Here is a 22,981-nt window from a genome sequence, read left to right on the forward strand (position 1 = left end):
AAGTCTTGAAAATACTGACTTTTAGCCTCTTTAATACAGAAAAATCCCCGGCAAAAAGCCGAGGACTTTGTCTACAGTCTGACGTGGAAACCATCATGGTTTCCACGTTTTTTAATGAAATCGTTCACTGCCTGACACTATTTTTGTTTCTTTGGAAATTTAGAATAAGATTTGTTCTGTTTCATGCCGCCCCTGCACTCTGCAAGTTCGCTGATAGTGACGAGCTGATATCCGCGTCTGGTAAGTTCCGGAATGATGGTCCGGGAGGCAGTGGCGGTCGCTTGATACAGATCGTGCATCAGTATGATATCTCCATCCTTTACATGGTTCAATACGGCTTTCTGGGTACTTGCGGAATCCCGCGTTTTCCAGTCTAAGGTATCGATGGACCAGAGGATGGAAGGCATTCCCACCCATGATTTGATGTTGGAACTGGTGGCACCTCCCGGTGGGCGCATTACAATCGGATTTATACCGGTTATTTTTTTGACGGCACGATTGGTTTTGGAAACCTGTTTTTGAACTTCCTTTTTCCCAACCCGGGTCAGAATTTTGTGATCATAAGTGTGATTGCCAATCTGACACCCGTTGTCATAAGCCTTCTGTACGGTTTTGGAGTAAGTCGATACGCGGCTGCCCACCACAAAAAATGTGGCAACGGAATCATTTTTCTTCAGGGTTTTTAAAATAGTTGGGGTATAAACCGATGGTCCGTCGTCGTAAGTGAGGGCAACCATCTTTTTGTTTTTATCGATTTTCCGTGTCAGAACCCCTTTTTTATTAAAGTAACATAAGTAATGGGAAATATTCTTTTTCCCGGTACAGGCTTTTGCGTCTTTTCCAAAATAATAGGTCTTTTTTTTGATTGTTTTCCAGCGGTTTTTCAGTTTTTTCCCATTCTGGTAAAAATACATGTGCCCGTTTTTGCCACGGATAAGCCCCTGCGGAATGGGTTTTGGTTTTTGGGGAAAAACTGTTTCCTGAGGGTTGTCAGGAAGCCCGGAAGGAACTTCTGTCGGGGCTTCGGAAGAAATTTCTGTGGGGACACTGGTGGAAGGTTCGGTATCCAGTACCGATGCCCCAATGGAAAAATGTCCGGAACAGGTTGTCAGTATCAGTGTAAACAGCAGTATTCCTGAAAATAAATACGGCAGGCATTTTCTTTTTTTCATACAAAATCTCCTTATCTTTTGTGGCATGTATTTACTGTTATCATACACACTTTACAGGTAAAAAGAAAGCAGAGAACAAATGTTCTAATCAAGATAGACAAAGTCAGATCTTTGTAGTAAAATTAGCATATATGTGCAGACTATAAAGATATGGATTTTTTTCATGGAATAAAGCAGATTTTACGATAAAACTGAGAAGGGAGAGGGCATTATGGAGTTCAAATTACATGCCCCATATGAGCCAACCGGTGACCAGCCGCAGGCAATTGAAAAATTAGTCAAAGGATTCAAAGAAGGCAACCAGTTTGAAACGCTGCTGGGTGTGACCGGTTCGGGAAAGACCTTTACGATGGCAAATGTTATTCAGGCACTGAATAAGCCGACGCTGATTATTTCCCACAACAAGACACTGGTGGGGCAGCTGTACGGAGAAATGAAAGAATTTTTCCCGGAGAATGCCGTCGAGTATTTTGTCTCCTAGTATCTTGATATTGATTTATGCACTATATATTGATTGGATAATGCGGAATAACACTATATAAAGTAAAATAAACGATAGGTTAAAGGCAAATGGACATGATGGATTGGTTATAACGGTGAACAAAATTCGTCGAAGAAAGTAGTAGAATTGATACATGAAAAATATTGATTGAGAAACAGGTGTAAAGCAGTTATAATTAAAGTAGGAAAATAATGATTTGCATAAAATGATAAGGAAAGGCGGTGTATCATATGACTATGTTACAGGAGCAGGCTGTTCAGATGATTCAGGATATGTCCGATGATAATGTAGGCTTTCTGATTGAAGTGATTCAGCGATTAATACCAAAGAAAACATATACCAGTGTTATTTATCCGTCTCAGAAACCAGATGAAAAAATGCAGGCGTTTAAAGAACTGGTAGCTACCAGAAGTGAAGCAAAAAAATATTTGCCGGATGACTTTGATCCGGATGCAGAGCTGGAAGCAGCAAGAAGGGAAAAATATGGTAGTATTGATTGATACGAATGTAATTATTGATTTTCTTGTTGCAAGAGAACCGTTTTACGATTCTGCGTTGCATGTGATGGAGAAATGTGCATCTGGAGAAGCAGAGGGATATATAGCATTTCACTCTTTGCCTAATCTGTGGTACATTCTCAGAAAAGTCCCAGCAGAGACAAGAAGATCATGGTTAGAAAAGGTCTGCAAGATTCTAAAAGTAGCGTCTGCATCTCAGGAAGCAGTCATGAAAGCTATTAAGATGGATAACTTCAAAGATTTTGAAGATTGTTTGCAGGACAGATGTGCCGAGGAGGTTTCGGCAAATTATATAATTACTCGAAATACCGCAGATTTTGAGGCTTCTGTAGTGTCAGCTATAGAACCTGATGAATGGCTAAAGAAATTAAATTGAAAGAAAAATCCCTCGGAACATTTCTGAGGGATTTTATAAATGTAAGATGTTTAATAAGCACCATTACCATAATTCTTTTCTTTATAATTTTGATATTTTGAAGAAGATAGTATTTGATGTTTTTTCGTTTCTAATGACCAAGATTTTGTTGAATCAACATAATCTTGTAGTTCTGTTATTATTTGATAATAGTCTCTATAATGTGTTCGGTGTGATATAAGTAAATCTAAAATACATTGATGGAATTTATCATATATACAAAAGTATTTTTCGATTTTAACAAAATCTAAGTTAGCCATTAGGGCAGTTGTATCGTGATTTACTTTTGTACATTCATTATTTAAGCAATAGACCCATTGCCCATGTGCAACTTTGTTTCTTATTTGGCTGGGGTCAATAATATATTCTTGTAGAAGTCTGTGTAATGTTTGTTTTTTATTTGCAACTTCTCCCAAATTAGTTGTATTAAGTTTATTAAATGCAAGATCGACACATTTTAACCATTTTTGTTCTAAATTACGTTCAGCCATTATTTGAATGATTTCTGACTCTGTAAATGCCTTGGGCGTATGAATAAGTTTTAAGAAAGAAGTTTCGACATAAGCAGAATAAAGAAGAGCATACATTTTTGTCAGAGAAATTAAATCAGGATCTTGTTTTTCACGAATGGCTCTATTAACTAAAGCACAAATTCTTTTTCGCTGTTTTTTTAAATCTCTTAAATTTTCAGTACTTGCTGTGAATATTTCTTCTGCCATAGTGATATATCAGGAATTTCGAGATGCTAAAAATCACTAAAGATTTAATGAGCTTTAGCATCCCGGAATTGAACCGGGACCTCCCTCCATAAAAGGTGTTCTACCATAATAAACTAATGCTCCGCATTTATAATACTATAAAGAAAATATTTATTCAAGTTAATTGTTTATATAATGATAATCTGGGTATTGCTAGGAATACTTCTATAGGAAAGGCTGCTTATGTAAAAGTAGTGGATGATTTCCATACCATAATCGGTATGATTGCAGAACAAATTTAACATGGTCTCTGACGGCATAGAAATTATGCATATCACAGTTATAGAGCATACCATTAGTCAAATCTATCGTGTTTACAAGGATATGAACGTGAAGATGATTGGTATTTTCATGGACGGAGAAGATAACCTGATACTGTGCGTCCGCAAAGATTTTACATACCTTTTTAGCAATCTGATATGCCTGAAAAGGCGTAATATCGTATTCATAATATGGATCAAAAGACAAGACAAAATGTCTGAGAGGAATATAATTGCTTTTATGGTATAAGTTTCTGACAATGTAGAACTGTTCAGTTACTTCCTGAAGTGTTCCTTTTACGAATCCATAGCCACCCCAGTAGTTGGACAGGATGGCTTCAGGACGAAGAATGTATGCAATTTTTGTAGCCATATAGTCTTCTGCATACGGATTGATTCCTGATTCTACTTGCTTAAAGATTGCCATAATTCAAGAACTCCTTTCTGAATAAGGTTAACAATATCTCTTTGATCTGGAGGCAGGGTGTCACAGTCGAGCAAATCATTAGTAAGACTTGAAATATCTGCAAGTTGAGGGATTATGATATTTGCCTTATCAATAACAGCTACTGGGTTATCATGGAGAACAGACTGACGGATATATTCACTGGCTGTTAATCCACTCTTATTAATTCGTTGGGTAAGCAAGATTTCCTCAGCCTTGTTTATTTTAAATTTTTTTTGAATGTTTCTAACATCTTTACTTTGATTCATAAGAATTCCTCCTGATTTTTAAAATATTAGCGTAATCATATCGTTGGCAAGAATAGAAAAAGGGTACACATTCGTTAAATAACGAAGTGCACCGAACTATTCTTTACCAATATGTTAGTAATGTTATTTAAGATTAACATTGATTATGTATGCACAATGGAGGTCATGTTTGATTAAGAAAGCAACATGATAATAAGAAATAAAGGATTGGAGGATTTAAGATGTTTGAGACATATGAAGACATGGTAACGATAGATGATGTATGTCAAATGTTGAACATTGGAAAAAACAATGCATACCGTTTGTTAAAGGAAGGAAAGCTTCATGCCTTTAAAATCGGGAGGATTTGGAAAATATCCAGGCAATCAGTTATCGAATATGTGAAGCCTGCAATTCTTAAGGCTACAATGACGGAGATATGGATCTGCGATGAGTATAACCGGCTGATCTGCCGTCATCCAAGATCTTACCGTGATTTTCCTCTTTACATTACAGATGACAGTCATATGCCTCCGGAACATCTGTATTACAAAGAGGTAAATGCACATGACGGAGCTTATTACAGACGGTGGGCATCTGTCTATGGAGAATCCATGGTAACTCTTATTGACAGGATACTCCGAAGTTCAAAACATGAGGAACAGGCATACAACAGCTGTGCCGGTGTACTCCATTCCTGTATGTTTGCTGATAATACCTATGCCGATGCGTGCCTTACACGTATCACCGATAAGCACCATACGTATCGTCTGGAGATGAGCGTATTTTTTTCGCAGAATACATCATATAATCGGGAAATACAAATATCTCCAGTTCCGATTTCTGGCTCTGCTATTCCGGTAATGATTCCTTTTGAATATCCACAAATTGGATACTTGAATTTAACAATATCTCCGAATTTATACCGTTCATGGATGTGATCGTAATCTGAAAGCTCATACCGATATTCCCAGCTGTTTTCCCAGGTCATATCTCCATAGATTTCAAATCTTCTTTTGATATCACGGCATTATTTGCAGAAATCTCTAAAATCCCCTGTAATATCAATGTTTTTCAGGCCTGAAGGTAGTGCTACTACACCACTACTACACCAGTGAGTCTCGATGTGACAAAAATTTTGAAATCGAGGTCAAGCTTATGGAAAACAAAAAGAGTATCAACAATATGGAATATGTATTGGTTGGAGATTACTACATCCCGGATCTGAAGCTTCCCAATGAGGAACGCCCTATCGGAAAATATGGGCGGATGCACCGAGAGTATCTGAAAGAGCACAATCCAATGATGTTCAACGATCTGGTTCTGGAGGGGCAGCTCTGGACTTATCTTGCCGATCTGAACGAGCAGGCACAAAGTCACCTGAAATGTATTATCGAGCAGATGAAGGTCGCAGAGGGCGTGACAGAGGATCTGAAAGCCAGTGATCAGATGGCTTGGGTCAGAGCCATGAACAGCATCCATAATCGTGCAGAGGAGATCATTCTCCGGGAGCTGATTTACGGGGAGGGTGCAGTATGAGAATCCTGGAAGAATTCTGGTATTGCAATATCGAGCTAACAGAGTATGCTTCAGCCACCTGGAAGGAGTTGAAAGAAGCCCTCCACTTGATTACCAGAAACGAGGGAAAACTTCTGGCAACCATGACGGAAGAGCAGAAGGAACTTTTTTCCGTTATACGGATGCTGTCCATGAGCATCAGACCATGGTAGAGTGCCTGCTGTTCCAGAGCAGCTTTAAGCTGGGAGCCAAGATGATGGTTGAGGTTATGGAATAACAAAGCATAGAACAAGGCCGGATGCTGCTTCGCAAGAAGTGGTATCCGGCTTTTCTTGATTTTTTGGATGTATCACACAATAATTCATAATTTTGCGATTGCAATCACACTTTTATATATTTTTTGGTAAATATCGAGTGTCGAAATCCAGAATAAAAAATTTCACAAACAGAAATTATAAAATTGTGCGTGAAATTATTCCCTTTCGAGAGATTGTTTAACTTTTTGATGATTCTTAATCCACTGGGCAGATTTTTGCATAATTGAAACAAATCAAATTAGCTCATCTAATCACTTGATAATTACATGATAATTAGATATAATTAAAGTAATAGTGACGGCTAAAGGAGGTAATCTTCTTGATAGAGGGAAAGAATGTGGAGTTCAAGTGTGAATATATGGACGACATTAAGTACGCTGTTATTGCATTTGCAAATACAAATGGTGGGAAGCTTTATATCGGCATCAATGATGACGGAACAATATACGGTGTTGATAATGTAGATGATACTATGCTTCGCCTAACTAATATGATTCGAGATATTGTGCGTCCAGACGTGACTATGTTCACTGATTACTCTGTTGAGAAAATGGAACATAAAGATGTTATTGTTTTAACTGTGCAACGTGGCACAGCTCGTCCTTACTATTTGTATTCGAAAGGTATTCGCCCGGAGGGCGTATATGTACGTCAAGGTGCTTCTTCAGTTCCAGCTTCTAAAACAGCCATTTTGAATATGATTCGAGAAACCAGCGGAGATTGCTATGAAGATGCACGTTCCATTAATCAGCAGCTGACATTTGAAAAAGCGAAAGAATATTTTGCAAAGAAAAAGGTGGAGTTTGGCGATGCTCAGAAGCGCACACTGAATATAATCGGTGAAGATGGCACTTACACAAATCTTGGAATGTTGCTGTCTGATCAGTGCACGCATACCATCAAAATGGCCGTCTTTGAGGGAAGTAAGAAAAGTGTTTTTAAGGATCGCAAGGAACTGACAGGTTCTTTGCTGGAACAGCTTGAGGAGGCGTACACCTATATCGACCAATTCAATCACACTCGTGCAGAATTTAAAGGATTAGATCGAATTGACAAACGAGATTATCCTGCCGAAGCACTACGTGAAGCTCTTTTAAATGCACTTGTGCATCGAGACTATTCCGTGAGCGGTTCCACCCTTATTAGTATTTTTGATGGACGCATAGAATTCGTAACCATTGGTGGATTGGTCCGTGGGATTTCTTATGATGATATAATGCTGGGTGTATCTGCTTTGCGTAACAAAAAATTAGCAAATGTTTTTTATCGTCTTAAGTTAATTGAAGCTTATGGCACCGGCATTATGAAAATTAATGAATGCTATGCGGATCAAGCGGTAAAGCCTATTATTGAAGTGAGCAACAATGCATTTAAGATCACCTTGCCTAACTTAAATTATAATCAAGAAATGCACGAAGTAGGGATTAAAAATGAGCGCATGAAAATGGTTCTCTCATTGTTTGGGAAAAAGGATAGCATTGTAAGAAAAGATGTAGATGATCTGCTGGGCGTATCTCAGTCTACATCCAGTATTCTTCTACGTGAAATGTTGGATAACGGACTGATTGTAAAAGTTGGTAGCGGCAGAAATCTCAAATATAGATTAAAGATAAGGTCTTGATTGTGAGGGAAATTAATATGACTCGTTTTGAAACGATAATGGCAGTTTTAAATTTAGTTGCAATTGTAGGAATTCCAATCTTAGCAGTTGTTATAGGTCAATACCTGCAAAACCGTGCAGAAAAACGGAAAGATAAAATGCAAATTTTTCGCACCCTTATGACATCACGAATTTACGGTTGGACTGTAGACAGTGTTCATGCACTCAATCTTATTGATGTGGTTTTTGTAAAAGATACTGCTGTCAGAGGCGCTTGGAAAAACCTTTTAGATGCATATTCATCTTCGGAAGAATCTGAATTAATGAAGCAAAAACGACAAAATTTAAACTATAAGTTGCTGGAAGAAATGGCGAAGAACCTCGGCTATAAAGACAGAATCACTTGGGAAACTATTCAGAATCCCTATGTACCCAAAGGAATGATCGACCAGTGGGAAGCTCAGGCAAGATCTCAACAAGCATACAATGATTTGCTTCATAGTATGACCAGTATCATGCCGAAAAAAGAAAGCAAAGAGGTAACGAAATGAGTACTAATGTTTCTAAGAAAAAACGTGAGGATTTACTAAGTAAAATTGGACAAATACGAACATTCATTGCCTCTGCGCCACAAGACACGAATACAGGAAATCTTCTTTCTTATTTATCTGAGTTAGAAAAAGATATTAATGGAAAAAAATACGGCCTCATTTTTGAGGAGCACAAAGAGCATATTGATGAGGTTCTTGAATCAAATACACCAGTATTGAATGAAGATAAAGATCTTTTCATCAACAATGGTGAAATAATTAACTTTTTAATCGAGGGAGATAATTTAGCATCGCTTCAAATGTTAGAGAAAACTCATAGAGGAAAAGTTGATTTGATTTACATCGATCCCCCATATAATACATTAAAAGACGGATTCACATATTCGGATACTCTGGTTGATAAGAACGATACCTTTCGGCATTCAAAGTGGTTATCGTTTATGAGACGTCGACTTGTGATAGCCCAAAAACTTTTATCATCCAATGGGACAATATTCATATCTATTGATGACAATGAAGTTGCAGCATTAAGGGTGCTTTGTGATGAACTATTTGGATATCAGAATTTTGTGGCTAACATCATATGGGAAAAGAAATTTTCTCCACAAAATGATGCAAAATGGCTCTCTGATAGCCATGATCATATCCTCCTGTATGCAAAGAACAAAGAAATCTGGCACCCGAAATTGTTGAAACGTACAGTTGAAATGGATAAACGATATACAAACCCAGATAATGATCCTCGGGGGCCATGGACATCAAGTGATTTTACAGTCAAAACAGCATCTGAAGCATATATGTACGATATTGTTACACCTTCAGGAAGAGTTGTACGTCCCACATCAAGCAGGAGCTGGGCTACATCAGAAGAGAACTATTTAGCGTTAAGAGCTGATAATCGGATTTGGTTCGGCGCAAAAGGAAATAATGTGCCAAGGATTAAAACTTTTTTGTCAGAGGTGCAAAAAGGGACTGTATGTAAAACAATATGGTATAGAACAGAAGTTGGAGATACGCAGGAGGGCACTCGTGATTTAAAATCAGTCTTTGGAAAAGCGGGTATGTTTACTAACCCTAAGCCGATTAGGCTCATCAATAGAATTTTAGATATTGCGTCCCAAAATAACAGCATCGTACTCGACTTTTTTGCAGGAAGCGGCACTACAGGTCATGCACTACTCAAGTATAATGCAGAGCATGCTGATAGCAAGCGACAATTTATTCTGTGTACCAATAATGAAAACGATATTTGTAGAAACGTTACGTATGAAAGAATCAAACGAGTTATTGCTAACGAAGGGTACAATGCCAGTTTGAAATATTTCCGTGTTGGATATATTTCAATCACTGACAGAATGTATTATGAGTATGCAGATGAACTTCTGCTTCATGTTCGTGAACTTGTGGAGCTTGAAAATGGAATTAACTTCACAGGAAATGCCGAAATTGCCATTATATTGAGCGAAGAAGAGCTGGAAGGATTTATGGAAAATGCGGTTAATCTCTCTCAGTGTTGTAAGCTGTATATGGCCCATGACATTTTACTTGATGCAGAGCAAGAGCAAAAGCTAAGAGATCAAAAGATTTCCGTGAATATCATTCCTGACTATTATTATAAAGAACTGGAGGGCTAAACATGGAAATTACTCTTGCAAATTTTCAGTTGAAGGCTATCTTTGATTTGATGGAAGCTATGGAAGGGTTACACAATGAGATTGTTTTAAAGAGCTGCACAGGTAGCGGAAAAACAATTATTCTGACTCATTTTATAGACGAATATATTAAAAGCAATAGTAGAACTGTTTTCATCTGGCTGACCCCTGGGAAGGGCGGTTTAGAAGAACAGAGTAAAAACAAGATGGATAAATATATCCACGGCAGCCACACTAAATTATTGCATGATATTATGGCAAGCGGATTTGAAGAAAACGATGTCTGCTTTATCAATTGGGAAAAACTTACTAAGAAAGGCAATACTGCCTTGAGGGATAGTGAACGAACCAATTTTGTTGAGTATATTAAAAACGCATTGGATGCTGGCCTTTCATTCAAAGTCATTGTGGATGAGTCCCATCAAAACGATACCATCAAGGCCGATGATATTATTGAGTTGTTTCATCCAGACAAAATAATCAGATGCTCTGCTACACCTAAAGGATATAAAAACGCAACTGTTATTGACATTCCAGAAGAAGATGTTATTTCCGAAGGCTTGATTAAGAAACTTCTTGTCATCAACGAAAACTTCGAGCAGAATATCAGCGTTGACGATCAGATTTCTTACTTAATCCAAAAAGCAATTGCTAAGCAACAGGAGATTCATGCAGAATTTTTAAGACGTAATGTCAATGTAAACCCTCTGATTGTGGTCCAGATTCCCAATAAGTCTGATGCATTGCTGGATCGAATTGAAGAATACTTTGAATCTCAGGGAATCACTTATGAGAATAGTCAACTGGCAGTTTGGCTTTCTGATAAAAAGCAGAATTTAGAAGGAATTTCCGACCCAGATGCCACACCAATAGCGGTAATTATAAAGCAAGCTGTTGCAACGGGATGGGATTGTCCGAGAGCTCATATCTTAGTCAAACTCCGTGACAACATGAGTGAAACCTTTGAAATTCAGACCATTGGACGTATTCGCCGTATGCCAGAGGCAAAGCATTACGATTGTGATTTGTTGGATTGTTGCTATCTTTTTACGCTGGATGAAAAATTTACGGAAAGCGTCAAGCTGAGTCTTGGTAAAGACGCTTTGGAGGCATACCGGGTATTCCTGAAACCGGAGCACCGTTCCTTTACCTTAATTAGCGAGTACAAAACGAATGTCCCGTTCCCTCGTGATGCCAAACTGGCCCTAAAAGTAATCAGCAAGTTCTTTGAAAAGAAATATCATGCCACGAGTGATATGGATAAAAACAAGACATTGCTTGAAGTCCATGGATATTCGTTTGCTGAAGATATTATTGACTACACCAAATCTGGTGAGGTTTCCATTTTATCTAAAGAGAATATTTCTGGGTTGAATGATGTTGCAATTCATGAACCTTTGAATACTCACAAGCATGGTAAGGCATATCATCATTGCGTAGCAGAAATTGGATTTAAAATAAACCTTGATTACAGCAGTATCAATGCAATTATACGAAAGTTATTTCTGCAGGGTCTGCACTGTGATTGTAAAATCTTAAAAATTGACACTCGTGCACTGTATGCTTTTGTTATCAATAATAAGCATCGTTTGATTGAAGATGTAAGAAGTGCAATGTCCGATGAAGCACTTCAACTTAGTTTGGATATACCGAAAGTCACGGAAAAGCCGATTGGTTTCCCGCAGGAAACACTATTTACATATGATATAACCGGAAAATCTCAGAGTGAAATGACAAAGAACGTATATAAGCGTTACTTGGCTTCTGCAGAAAGGCGTTCTCTTCCAGAGAAACTTTTCGAACGCCATTGCCAAAATAGTTCTAAAGTTTCGTGGTTTTATAAAAACGGAGATAAGGGCATCGAATATTTCTCCATTGTGTATGTGGACAACTTCGGAAAGCAAAAGTCTTTTTATCCAGACTATGTTGTTGGAGCGACCGATGGTTCAGTTTGGATTATTGAGACAAAGGGTGGCTTTACAAAGTCTGGAGATAGTGAAGACATTGATAAATACACGGCTAAAAAATTTGGCGTATTAAAAAAATATGTAGATCGCTACAATCTTAAAGGTGGAATTGTACGCCAAGATAAGCAAAGTGGGGAGCTTTGTATTTGTAGTGACCAGTATTCTGATGACATTGGAAGCGACTGCTGGTCACTGCTTTCTGACGTGCTTTAAGGAGGATAGAAATGGGCACAGAGACCAAAAAGAAAAATGTTCCTATTTATTTTTACTATTTAACCATTGCAAAGCAAAAAAATGCCGAAGATGGTTCCAAGTACAGCATGGATCAAATTGTTGCATCTTTTTCGGCAATGCTGCAGCATGTCCTTTCCCAAAGCTTGAGTGATAGAAAACGGAATCTGACAACTTCAGAGAAAATTGTATGGCTGGATTCTGTTAAAGAATTGACACCGGGCAATTATGATATTATTTTCAAATCTGCCAAATATAATCATGTACGGAAAGAAATTGATACTGAAACGATGGAGGAACTTGGACTTCGGAAACGCCAGCAGGATGGTGACGAAGAAAAAACTCATCTTTGTATTCGGTTAGCGAAAGGACAACATCGGTTTTTAGCTGTACATGAAAGCAATCACTATGGCATTTCGATAAAGTGTATTATTGATTATCTTAATGCAAAATTCAAGCAATACAGTGAGGAATGTAACGACAATTATTTATATACACTTATACATGAGATAATGCCAGGAGATGATTTTTTGACATCTCTCAAGAAAGCTAAAACTACATCTTTTATTACGTTGACCGTTAGCAAAGATGATCTGAATGATGACTTTATGAGATTTGCAAATCGAACTGATATCAATGATGAAGTGCAAATTCTTATAAAAAAACCGAGAAAGGCCAAGAAATTCCCGGAAAATTTGATAAAAGCATATTATGAGGATATGCAAAGCAATAACAAAATTAAGAAAATAGCAGTCAAGGGAACAAATGAATCCGGGACATTTGAAGCTGCCACAGACTTGATTAAGATGAAACACTATCTTACAGTGGAAGCCGAAGGATTAACTAACGAGGTGTGTAGTTCTGAGTTCTTCAATAAGGCTCAAACTTTTATAGATGAAACGAGGCGGTGATAATGAAGTCAATTCTTTTTGTCCCAGTTAAAGACTATATAAAATCCAGAAAAAAACTGTATGTCAAATTTATATTCCCAATGGTGGTTGCAACAACAGCTTTGGCAATTACTCTTTTCTTTAATTTTGGCGATGGTGAAAAGCTCAATGCAGTTTTTTCTGAATTTATTAGCACTCAAATAAATATTATTGCCATTTTAATATCGTTCTCTATTGCGATTATTACGATACTAGTTTCTGCAGATAATCATAATATACAGGAACTTAAAAACACATTGTCGAATGAGAAACACTATCATTCAGTAAACGGAAAGCAACTATCATTATTCCAGATTTTATTATCTAATATAGCATATAATATTATTTGTGAAACGGTTTATCTGATTTTCTTGATTGCTGTTGCTCTGACCAAATCAATTTTCCCGCTTCAATCATTGAAGTATGTTTCGGCAATCTGTATTTTCGTCATACTTCATATTCTTCTTGTACTGCTTGAGTCCGTTGCACAAATGTACCTCACTTTTTGGGATAAAAAATAAATTCATATTTCGCATAAATTGAATTGTGCTGGGCATGTAAGAATCATACCGGGTGTAAGCTTATAGCGGTTAATCCGGCAGAAGGTGTTAATCTGCCTAAAACAGTAAAAAGTAAGCCATATCATGTACAGACTATTGATGCTCAGAAAACATTGACCTTAGAACAAATTTATGTGCTGCTACAAGCGAGTAAGAATACGCCGATTCATATGCAGATACTGTTTAATGTGCTTCTGGGGCTTAGAAGACAGGAAATTAATGGTCTGAAGTACTCAGATGTGGATTATATCAACCGGACAATATCTGTTGAAAGACAGTTAGGTAAAGAACTGAACAGAGAACCATATGCACCTAATGACGGAGGCACTAAGAAGGAGCTTCAGCTGAAGACATTTTCCAGTAAACGTGTTATTCCGCTTCTAGATTTGGTATTTGAAGCAATCATTGAAGAACGTAAACAATATGAAAAGAATCGTCGGCGTAGAGGAAAATACTTTTTCGATGGAGACTACATCTGCTGTTCAACTTATGGAAAACCGAGAAGTAAGGATTTTCACTGGAAACACTACAAACAGTTATTGCAGGAGACCGGACTTCCTGATATTCGGTGGCATGATCTGAGAAGTACATATTGCACTCTGTTGTTAAAGAATAATTTTTCTCCTAAGGCAGTATCCAAGTTGATGGGACATGCAAGAGAGTTGATAACCATGGATGTATATGGAGATAATGGAAATATTATAGCTGAGGAGATTCCACCGGAATTGCTTTTTTATATGGAAGAAGTATTACCGGAAAAGAAGAAGGACAATACAGAAAATGTTCTGGATACGATGATAAATGTAGAAAAATTTTTATAGAACTAATGTTCGCTTCGCATATACAATTCCATATTTCCATGATATAATATCTCTTACATTTGAGTGTTAATTCGTCCACGTCAGTTTTACTACTTTTTATAAGTCTATAAAATGTCAGGTGGTGAACAGAATTCGTCGAGAGGCATATTTGCGCAAAATCAGAGAATGTGCTTCGACGAATTTCTGCCTGATAGACGAACTTTTTTGATATAAAAACCAGGAGGTGTTTTTGTGCAGAATTCACAACAAATCTTCAAACTTCATTCCGAATACAAACCGACCGGTGACCAGCCGCAGGCAATTGAAAAATTAGTCAAAGGATTCAAAGAAGGCAACCAGTTTGAAACGCTGCTGGGTGTGACCGGTTCGGGAAAGACCTTTACGATGGCAAATGTCATTCAGGCACTGAATAAGCCAACGCTGATTATTTCCCACAACAAGACACTGGCGGGGCAGCTGTACGGAGAAATGAAAGAATTTTTCCCGGAGAATGCCGTCGAGTATTTTGTTTCCTACTATGATTATTATCAGCCGGAAGCGTATGTGCCGCAGTCGGACACTTATATTGCGAAAGATTCTGCGGTCAATGATGAAATTGATAAGCTGCGCCTTTCTGCCACGGCAGCACTGGCGGAGCGAAAAGATGTCATCATCGTGGCATCTGTCTCCTGTATCTATGGCATTGGTAGTCCGGATGACTATATGAACATGATGGTTTCCCTGCGTCCCGGAATGGAGATTGACCGTGATGATGTGATCAAGGGACTCATTGACATGCAGTACACGCGCAACGAGATGGATTTTAAGCGTGGTACGTTCCGGGTGCATGGCGATGTACTGGAGATTTTTCCGGCGAATAATACCGACACGGCGATCCGTGTGGAGTTTTTCGGAGATGAGATCGACCGGATTACGGAGGTGGATGTGCTTACCGGAGAGATCAAATGTATATTAAAGCATGCGGCTGTGTTTCCGGCGTCCCATTATGTGGTGCCACAGGAAAAAATGAACGCAGCGTGTGACCGTATCGAGGCAGAACTGGAAGAGAGGGTCAGGTATTTTAAGGGGGAGGATAAGCTGCTGGAAGCGCAGCGTATCGCGGAGCGCACGAATTTTGATATTGAAATGATGAAGGAAACCGGATTTTGTAGCGGCATCGAAAACTATTCCCGCCATCTGGCAGGACGTGCCGAGGGAGAAATGCCGGAGACACTGATGGATTATTTTCCGGACGACTTTCTGATTATTGTGGATGAGTCCCACATTACGATTCCGCAGGTGCGTGGAATGTATGCAGGGGATCGCTCAAGGAAGCAGACACTGGTGGACTATGGATTCCGTCTGCCGTCCGCACTCGATAACCGCCCGCTTAATTTTGAAGAGTTTGAGAGCAAGATTGATCAGATGCTGTTTGTATCAGCTACGCCGAATGTCTATGAGAACGAGCATGAATTGCTGCGTGTGGAGCAGATTATCCGTCCGACCGGACTTCTGGACCCGGAGATTTCCGTGCGACCGGTTGAGGGGCAGATCGATGATCTGATCGGGGAAGTTAACAAAGAGACGAAAAATCACCATAAAGTGCTGATCACGACACTGACCAAGCGAATGGCGGAGGATCTGACACAGTATATGAGCGAACTTGGCATCCGTGTAAAATATCTGCACTCGGATATTGATACCTTAGAGCGTGCAGAGATTATCCGTGACCTGCGTCTGGACGTGTTTGATGTACTTGTCGGTATCAACCTGCTGCGGGAGGGACTGGATATTCCGGAGATTACGCTTGTGGCGATTCTGGATGCGGATAAGGAAGGATTCCTTCGTTCCGAGACTTCACTGATCCAGACCATCGGACGTGCGGCAAGAAACAGTGAGGGACATGTAATCATGTATGCGGATAAGATCACGGATTCCATGCGTGTGGCCATTGATGAGACGGAGCGCCGCCGCAAGCTTCAGCAGGCATACAATGAGGAACATGGAATCACACCGAAGACCATCCAGAAATCGGTGCGTGATCTGATTGCAATCTCCAAAAAAGTGGCAGCAGAGGAGATGGAATTTGATAAAGATCCGGAATCCATGAGCCGCAGGGAATTAGAAAAACTGATCGGGGACATCCAGAAGAAGATGAAGAAAGCTGCCGCAGAACTCAATTTTGAGGCGGCGGCAGAGTATCGTGATAAGATGGTGTCACTGAAAAATATGCTGCGTGATATTGAAAAATAAAAACAGGGACGTTACCGACAGGAGGAAATAAAATGCCGAGAAAACAGAGAAAGTACATTAAAATACGTGGGGCTAATGAGCACAATTTAAAAGCAATTGACGTAGATATTCCGAGAGATGAATTTGTTGTTTTAACGGGATTGTCCGGATCGGGAAAATCATCACTTGCATTTGATACAATTTATGCGGAAGGCCAGCGGCGCTATATGGAGTCTTTGTCTTCCTATGCAAGACAGTTTTTAGGACAGATGGAAAAACCGGATGTAGAGTCAATTGAGGGACTTCCACCGGCAATCTCCATTGATCAGAAATCGACGAACCGAAACCCGCGTTCCACCGTCGGAACCGTGACGGAAATTTATGATTATTTTCGACTGCTGTATGCCCGCATAGGAATTCCACATTGTCCGAAGTGTGGACGTGCCATCGAGAAACAGACGATCGATCAGATGGTAGATGCCGTGATGAAACTGCCGGAACGCACACGCATCCAGATCCTTGCGCCGGTTGTGCGCGGGCGTAAGGGCGAACATCAGAAATTATTCGAGAAAGCAAAAAAAAGCGGTTATGTGCGTGTGATCGTGGACGGAAATATGTATGAACTTTCGGAAGAAATTCCGATGGATAAAAACATCAAACACAATATTGATATTGTGGTAGACCGTCTGGTGGTAAAACCCGGAATTGAAAAACGTCTGACCGATTCCCTGGAAAATGTTTTTGAGCTGACCGAGGGAAATGCGATTGTAGATGTGGTGGACGGGGAACCAATGAATTTTTCCCAGAATTTTGCGTGCCCGGATTGCGGAATCAGTGTGGATGAGGTGGAACCGCGAAGTTTTTCGTTTAATAATCCGTTTGGTGCCTGTCCGGTCTGCTACGGACTCGGTTACAAGATGGAGTTTGATGAAAATCTCATGATTCCGGATAAGACACTGTCTATTTCCGAGGGGGCAATTCAGGTAATGGGCTGGCAGTCCTGCACCGATCCGTCCAGCTATACCTATGCTACCCTAAAAGCGTTGTCGGAAGGATATGGATTTTCTCTCGATACACCATATAAAGATCTGCCAAAAGAAATCCGGCATATGCTCATTCATGGCGGAGATGGCCGGATATTAAAGGTGCATTATAAAGGACAGCGTGGAGAAGGCGTCTATGATCTGAACTGGGAAGGCCTTATTAAAAATGTCGAGCGCCGTTACCGGGAGACGGGATCGGACACGATGAAGCAGGAATATGAGCAGTTTATGCGTATTACACCGTGTGCTGCCTGCCATGGACAGCGTCTGAAGCAGAGTTCTCTTGCGGTTACGGTTGCAGACAAAAATATATATGAGATGACCGATATGTCGGTAAAAGATCTCGTGAAATATCTGGCGGAAATGCAGCTGACGGAACAGCAGCAGTTCATCGGCAATCAGATTTTAAAGGAAATCCGTGCCCGTGTGGGCTTTTTGCAGGAGGTAGGTCTGGATTATCTGACATTGACACGTGCGACCGGAACCTTGTCCGGAGGAGAGGCGCAGCGCATCCGCCTGGCTACCCAGATCGGTTCCGGACTGGTCGGCGTGGCATATATTCTGGATGAGCCGAGTATCGGACTGCATCAGCGGGACAATGACAAGCTGCTGCATGCACTGATGAATCTTAAGAATCTGGGAAATACGCTGATTGTCGTGGAACATGATGAGGATACCATGCGTGCGGCCGACTACATTGTGGATATTGGTCCGGCAGCCGGCGTCCATGGTGGAGAAGTCGTTGCGGCCGGTACTGCGGCGGATATCATGAAATGCAAAAAATCCATTACCGGCGCTTATCTGAGCGGCCGGATGAAGATTCCGGTACCATCGGAACGGCGCAGACCGACCGGATTTCTTACCATCAAAGGAGCGCGGGAAAATAATCTGAAAAATATTGATGTGCAGGTTCCGCTTGGTATCATGACCTGTATCACCGGAGTATCGGGATCGGGAAAGAGTTCCCTGACCAATGAAATTCTGTATAAGCATCTGGCGCGAACTTTAAACCGGGCACGCTGCATCCCCGGAGATCACGATGATATTCTGGGTGTGGAACAACTGGATAAGATTATCGATATTGATCAGTCACCGATCGGACGCACACCGCGTTCGAATCCGGCAACCTATACCGGTGTGTTTGACATGATCCGTGATCTGTTTGCGGCAACTCCGGATGCAAAGGCACGTGGATATAAGAAGGGACGTTTCAGTTTCAACGTCAAAGGCGGACGCTGTGAGGCCTGCAGCGGAGATGGTATCATAAAGATCGAGATGCATTTCCTGCCAGATGTGTATGTGCCGTGTGAAGTCTGCGGAGGCAGACGTTATAACCGTGAGACACTTGAGGTGCGCTATAAAGGAAAGACGATCTATGATGTGCTGGATATGACGGTGGAAGAGGCACTGGAGTTTTTTAAAAATGTACCAACGATCCACCGAAAGATTCAGACACTGTACGATGTCGGACTTTCCTATGTAAAACTGGGACAGCCTTCCACAGAATTATCCGGAGGAGAAGCGCAGCGTATCAAACTTGCCACAGAACTGAGCAAACGAGGAACGGGAAAAACCATTTATGTACTGGATGAGCCAACCACCGGACTGCATTTTGCGGATGTACACAAGCTGGTGGAGATTCTCAGAAAGCTTTCGGACGGCGGAAATACCGTTGTCGTCATCGAGCATAATCTGGACGTTATCAAGACGGCTGACTATATCATTGATATGGGACCGGAAGGCGGTGACGGTGGCGGAACCGTGATTGCACAGGGGACTCCGGAGGAAATCTGCAAAGTTCCGGAATCGTATACCGGTCAGTTTTTAAAACCGTATCTGGAATCGAAGAACGTATAAAATAGCGAAAATGCACAGATTTTTGTCCCGGGAACAGAGAGATTCCTTAAAATTTAATTAAAATGCTTTAACCTATAAAAAAATGTTTGAAAAATGGGATGAATTGTATATAATGTTACTGTATGCATAAAAATATGATTAACTGCAGATTTGCGCCATAAACGCAGATCAGATTTTGATAAAGAAAGATAAAAAGAAAATAGGAAGGGGCATTCGGGATGATCGGATCAGATATCGGAATTGATTTAGGTACTGCGAGTATTTTAGTATATATTAAAGGAAAAGGTGTTGTATTAAAAGAGCCTTCCGTTGTTGCATTTGACAGAGATACCAATAAAATTAAAGCAATCGGTGAGGAAGCAAGACTGATGCTTGGAAGAACACCGGGAAACATTGTGGCAGTCCGTCCTCTTCGCCAGGGTGTGATTTCAGATTATACCGTCACAGAGAAGATGATCAAGTATTTCATCCAGAAAGCACTTGGAAAGAAGAGCTTTCGCAAGCCGCGCATCAGCGTCTGTGTACCGAGTGGTGTTACAGAGGTTGAAAAGAAAGCCGTAGAGGATGCAACTTATCAGGCAGGAGCCCGCGAAGTAGAGATTATTGAGGAACCAATTGCAGCAGCAATCGGTGCCGGTATTGATATTTCCAGACCATGCGGAAACATGATCGTAGATATCGGAGGAGGTACTTCGGATATCGCAGTCATTTCTCTGGGTGGTTCTGTTGTGAGCACTTCCGTGAAAATTGCAGGAGATGATTTTGACGAAGCCCTGGTCCGCTATATGAGAAAGAAACATAATCTTTTGATCGGTGAGCGTACCGCAGAAGATATCAAGATCAAAATTGGTACATGCTACCCACTGGCACAGAATGAGACGATGGATGTCCGTGGCCGTAATCTGGTAACCGGTCTGCCAAGAACCATTACGGTAAGCTCTGAGGAGACAGAGGAAGCTCTGCGTGAGGCAACATTACAGATTGTGGAAGCTGTACATTCCGTACTGGAGAAAACTCCACCGGAACTGGCAGCAGACGTTGCAGACAGGGGAATTGTCCTGACAGGTGGCGGCTCCTTGCTTCGCGGTCTGGAGGAACTGATTGAAGAACGTACCGGAATCAACACGATGACGGCAGAGCATCCTATGACCTGTGTAGCAATCGGAACCGGAAAATATGTAGAATTCCTTGCAGGAAAAAGAGACGAGGATTAATGCATAAAGTGCGCGTTTATGCGCACTTTTTATCGCATGTCTATAAAGCTCGTGAGGGCATTGGCCGATATAAATTAAAACTGTGAAAATTGAGGTGTCATAAATGGTAAAAGGATTGTATACCGCCCATACGGGAATGGTAAACGAAATGAAGCGTCTGGATATTCTGGCAAATAATCTGGCAAACGCAGACACAACAGCATATAAAAAAGAAGGAACGACGAGTCGTACTTTTGCCGATGAGATGTCTTTGCGCATTAAGGATTCTTCTAATATGGGGATTCCGAAAAAGCTTGGAGATATTACATATGGGGTTCACCTTGGGCAGGTATATACGGATTATTCCACGGGAAATTTCAAGGTGACAGATAACACCACAGATTTTGCGATTGAAGGAAATGGTTTTTTTGCCGTGGCATTCACGGACAAGCAGGGAAATACTTCTGTGAAGTATACGCGGGATGGAGCCTTTACCGTAAATAAAGAGGGGTATCTGGTGACGAAGGATGGCGATTATGTTTTAAATGCCACTGGTGCAATGAATGGCGATCCGGGTCAGAATAATTATATACGTCTGGATCCAAATGCTGCGATTACCGTGAATAAACTGGGATACGTCATGCAGAATAACCAGATTGTCGGAACGATCGGCATGGTGGATGTGGATAATTATGACTATCTTGAAAAATACGGTGAGAATCTGTATAACCTTCTTCCGGGAGGAAACCGGATTGCAACAGATGCCAATATAGAGCAGGGCACACTGGAGACTTCCAATGTAAATGTTGTAAATGAGATGGTAAATATGATTACAATTCAGAGAGCCTATGAGGCAGGACAGAAGGTAATCACTTCCATAGATGGAACACTTGACCGGGCAGTTAACAATGTCGGTAAAGTATAATAGTCGCTGAAAGACCGCAAGGAGGAAATAGAAGCGTATGATGAGATCACTTTATACTGCGGCAACCGGAATGATTGCGCAGCAGACAAATCTGGATACAATTTCAAATAACCTGTCCAATGTGAATACGACAGGTTATAAGACGGAACGTACCGAGTTTAAATCTTTACTGTACCAGACACTGCAGACAAAGACAACGACGGCAAATGGTGCCAATAAACCGGTAGGTGCACAGGTAGGACTCGGAACCAGAGTGGCAGCGACCATGTCCAACTATACGCAGGGGGCGCGTGAAGAGACAGAGATTCCGACCGATTTTGCACTGGAAGGAAAGGGATTCTTTGCCGTGCGGGGTGTGGATGGACAGACATATTACACCAGAAACGGTAACTTCTCCTGGAGTCAGGATTCGAATGGAAACACAATTCTGGCAACCTCAGAGGGGCTTCCGGTATTGGATTCCAGAGGAAATACCATTCGTGTGCCGAGAGGCGTATCTTCGGAAAGCATGGTATTTTCGAGCAATGGAACGATTGGCTATAAAGATGCAACCGGCAATGTAGTGTCATTAAACCAGTCTTTTGGAATCTATCAGTTTAACAATCCGGCAGGACTGGAGAAAATGTCAGGAAGCAAACTTGCAGCGACTGCAGCTTCGGGAAATCCGATGCTGGAGGGACAAAATGCAGGATTGACGAAGACCGGTGTATATCAGGGCTACATCGAAGCTTCAAATGTACAGGTTGCTGATGAGATGGTAAATATGATCATTGCACAGCGTGCATATGAATTAAATTCCAAGGCAATCACGACCTCGGATTCCATGCTGGAGACGGCAAATAACCTGAAACGATAGGCAGCGATTCGGAATTACTTACATAAGAGGGATATACTATGGATATTTCATCAATCAGTACAAATTATACGGTTGCAAATGCAGACAAAAGTGCAGAGCAGAGCAATTCTCTTCAGAGTTCATTAAAGAATATTTCATCGGACTCTTCAGAGGAACAATTAAAAGGTGTCATCAAAGATTTTGAATCTTATTTTGTGGAGCAGGTCATCAAACAGATGAAAGATACATTTACCTCGGATGATGACGGGGATTCTACGATGTCACAGTACAAAGATCTGTATATGGATCAGGCAATCGAGACGGTGGCAGATGAAATGGTGGATCAGATCGGAGAAAGCTATACACAGACACTGTATGAGCAGATGAAACGTAATATTGGCCAGTAGTAACATCAGCACAAAGAAAAGAGGAGAGACTGTTTACAACAGTCTC

The 22,981-nt window shown here is 40.7% G+C and carries 22 protein-coding genes and 1 pseudogene; 19 read left to right on the forward strand and 4 right to left on the reverse strand.

Annotated features, from left to right (window positions below; genetic code table 11):
• Positions 1 to 137: 137 nt before the first annotated feature.
• Positions 138 to 1,172, reverse strand: coding sequence for a polysaccharide deacetylase family protein (locus M72_RS03585; protein WP_055067220.1), 1,035 nt, complete (start codon positions 1,170 to 1,172; stop codon positions 138 to 140).
• Between the two features lie 211 nt (positions 1,173 to 1,383).
• Between M72_RS03585 and M72_RS03590 the strand changes: the two are divergent.
• The 3 genes and pseudogenes from M72_RS03590 to M72_RS03600 form a co-directional block, all read left to right on the forward strand.
• Positions 1,384 to 1,650 (forward strand): annotated as a pseudogene (locus tag M72_RS03590) (DEAD/DEAH box helicase family protein); the annotation flags it as partial.
• 254 nt (positions 1,651 to 1,904) lie between these two features.
• Positions 1,905 to 2,174: a hypothetical protein gene (locus M72_RS03595; RefSeq protein ID WP_055067221.1), complete on the forward strand. Its 270-nt coding sequence runs from the start codon at positions 1,905 to 1,907 to the stop codon at positions 2,172 to 2,174.
• On the forward strand, positions 2,158 to 2,568 hold the full coding sequence (locus tag M72_RS03600; protein WP_055067222.1) for a type II toxin-antitoxin system VapC family toxin: 411 nt from the start codon (positions 2,158 to 2,160) through the stop codon (positions 2,566 to 2,568). Before M72_RS03595 ends, M72_RS03600 begins: the two co-directional genes overlap by 17 nt.
• A gap of 50 nt (positions 2,569 to 2,618) precedes the next feature.
• On the opposite strand, the gene M72_RS03605 is transcribed toward M72_RS03600, so the two are convergent.
• The 3 genes from M72_RS03605 to M72_RS03620 all read right to left on the reverse strand — a co-directional run bounded on the left by M72_RS03605 (position 2,619) and on the right by M72_RS03620 (position 4,339).
• Positions 2,619 to 3,326, reverse strand: a complete 708-nt coding sequence (locus M72_RS03605; protein ID WP_055067223.1) for a hypothetical protein — start codon at positions 3,324 to 3,326, stop codon at positions 2,619 to 2,621.
• Between the two features lie 204 nt (positions 3,327 to 3,530).
• Positions 3,531 to 4,052, reverse strand: a complete 522-nt coding sequence (locus tag M72_RS03615; protein WP_055067224.1) for a relaxase/mobilization nuclease domain-containing protein — start codon at positions 4,050 to 4,052, stop codon at positions 3,531 to 3,533.
• Positions 4,031 to 4,339 (reverse strand): plasmid mobilization protein, encoded by a 309-nt coding sequence (locus M72_RS03620; RefSeq protein WP_055067225.1) that lies wholly within the window; start codon positions 4,337 to 4,339, stop codon positions 4,031 to 4,033. Before M72_RS03620 ends, M72_RS03615 begins: the two co-directional genes overlap by 22 nt.
• Positions 4,340 to 4,560: 221 nt before the next feature.
• On the opposite strand from M72_RS03620, the gene M72_RS17525 reads away from it, so the two are divergent.
• From M72_RS17525 to M72_RS03700, 16 genes are all read left to right on the forward strand, one after another.
• On the forward strand, positions 4,561 to 5,259 hold the full coding sequence (locus tag M72_RS17525; RefSeq protein WP_243248789.1) for a helix-turn-helix domain-containing protein: 699 nt from the start codon (positions 4,561 to 4,563) through the stop codon (positions 5,257 to 5,259).
• A gap of 217 nt (positions 5,260 to 5,476) precedes the next feature.
• The gene (locus tag M72_RS03630; RefSeq protein ID WP_055067226.1) at positions 5,477 to 5,857 is read left to right on the forward strand and encodes a TnpV protein; all 381 of its coding nucleotides are present in this window, start codon (positions 5,477 to 5,479) and stop codon (positions 5,855 to 5,857) included.
• Positions 5,854 to 6,048, forward strand: a complete 195-nt coding sequence (locus tag M72_RS03635; protein WP_243248791.1) for a DUF6809 family protein — start codon at positions 5,854 to 5,856, stop codon at positions 6,046 to 6,048. The genes M72_RS03630 and M72_RS03635 overlap by 4 nt, the downstream gene beginning before the upstream one ends.
• 418 nt (positions 6,049 to 6,466) lie before the next feature.
• Entirely contained in the window at positions 6,467 to 7,774 is a 1,308-nt protein-coding gene (locus M72_RS03640; RefSeq protein ID WP_055067227.1) for an RNA-binding domain-containing protein, read from the forward strand.
• Between the two features lie 17 nt (positions 7,775 to 7,791).
• Positions 7,792 to 8,304 (forward strand): DUF6680 family protein, encoded by a 513-nt coding sequence (locus M72_RS03645; protein ID WP_261291784.1) that lies wholly within the window; start codon positions 7,792 to 7,794, stop codon positions 8,302 to 8,304.
• Entirely contained in the window at positions 8,301 to 9,938 is a 1,638-nt protein-coding gene (locus M72_RS03650) for a site-specific DNA-methyltransferase (protein WP_055067228.1), read from the forward strand. The genes M72_RS03645 and M72_RS03650 overlap by 4 nt, the downstream gene beginning before the upstream one ends.
• A 2-nt stretch (positions 9,939 to 9,940) precedes the next feature.
• Entirely contained in the window at positions 9,941 to 12,136 is a 2,196-nt protein-coding gene (locus M72_RS03655) for a DEAD/DEAH box helicase (RefSeq protein ID WP_055067229.1), read from the forward strand.
• A gap of 11 nt (positions 12,137 to 12,147) precedes the next feature.
• Positions 12,148 to 13,065 (forward strand): hypothetical protein, encoded by a 918-nt coding sequence (locus M72_RS03660; protein ID WP_055067230.1) that lies wholly within the window; start codon positions 12,148 to 12,150, stop codon positions 13,063 to 13,065.
• A 2-nt stretch (positions 13,066 to 13,067) separates the two neighbouring features.
• Entirely contained in the window at positions 13,068 to 13,604 is a 537-nt protein-coding gene (locus tag M72_RS03665; RefSeq protein ID WP_055067231.1) for a hypothetical protein, read from the forward strand.
• Between the two features lie 152 nt (positions 13,605 to 13,756).
• Positions 13,757 to 14,464, forward strand: a complete 708-nt coding sequence (locus tag M72_RS03670) for a site-specific integrase (protein ID WP_261291785.1) — start codon at positions 13,757 to 13,759, stop codon at positions 14,462 to 14,464.
• A gap of 231 nt (positions 14,465 to 14,695) precedes the next feature.
• Positions 14,696 to 16,696 carry an excinuclease ABC subunit UvrB gene (gene uvrB, locus M72_RS03675; RefSeq protein ID WP_055067233.1) on the forward strand — a complete coding sequence of 667 codons (2,001 nt, stop codon included), beginning with the start codon at positions 14,696 to 14,698 and terminating at the stop codon, positions 16,694 to 16,696.
• A gap of 32 nt (positions 16,697 to 16,728) precedes the next feature.
• Positions 16,729 to 19,575: an excinuclease ABC subunit UvrA gene (uvrA, locus tag M72_RS03680; protein WP_055067234.1), complete on the forward strand. Its 2,847-nt coding sequence runs from the start codon at positions 16,729 to 16,731 to the stop codon at positions 19,573 to 19,575.
• Positions 19,576 to 19,793: 218 nt separating this feature from the next.
• Complete coding sequence (gene mreB / locus M72_RS03685) at positions 19,794 to 20,789, forward strand: rod shape-determining protein (RefSeq protein ID WP_022045901.1); 996 nt, start codon at positions 19,794 to 19,796, stop codon at positions 20,787 to 20,789.
• A gap of 103 nt (positions 20,790 to 20,892) precedes the next feature.
• Entirely contained in the window at positions 20,893 to 21,693 is an 801-nt protein-coding gene (locus tag M72_RS03690) for a flagellar hook-basal body protein (RefSeq protein WP_055067235.1), read from the forward strand.
• A gap of 37 nt (positions 21,694 to 21,730) precedes the next feature.
• Complete coding sequence (locus tag M72_RS03695) at positions 21,731 to 22,549, forward strand: flagellar hook-basal body protein (protein ID WP_055067236.1); 819 nt, start codon at positions 21,731 to 21,733, stop codon at positions 22,547 to 22,549.
• Positions 22,550 to 22,587: 38 nt separating this feature from the next.
• Positions 22,588 to 22,935 (forward strand): hypothetical protein, encoded by a 348-nt coding sequence (locus tag M72_RS03700; RefSeq protein WP_055067237.1) that lies wholly within the window; start codon positions 22,588 to 22,590, stop codon positions 22,933 to 22,935.
• Positions 22,936 to 22,981: the final 46 nt, after the last annotated feature.

Origin of the sequence: Roseburia faecis (assembly GCF_001406815.1) — a bacterium.
In the GTDB taxonomy this organism is placed as follows: domain Bacteria; phylum Bacillota; class Clostridia; order Lachnospirales; family Lachnospiraceae; genus Roseburia; species Roseburia faecis.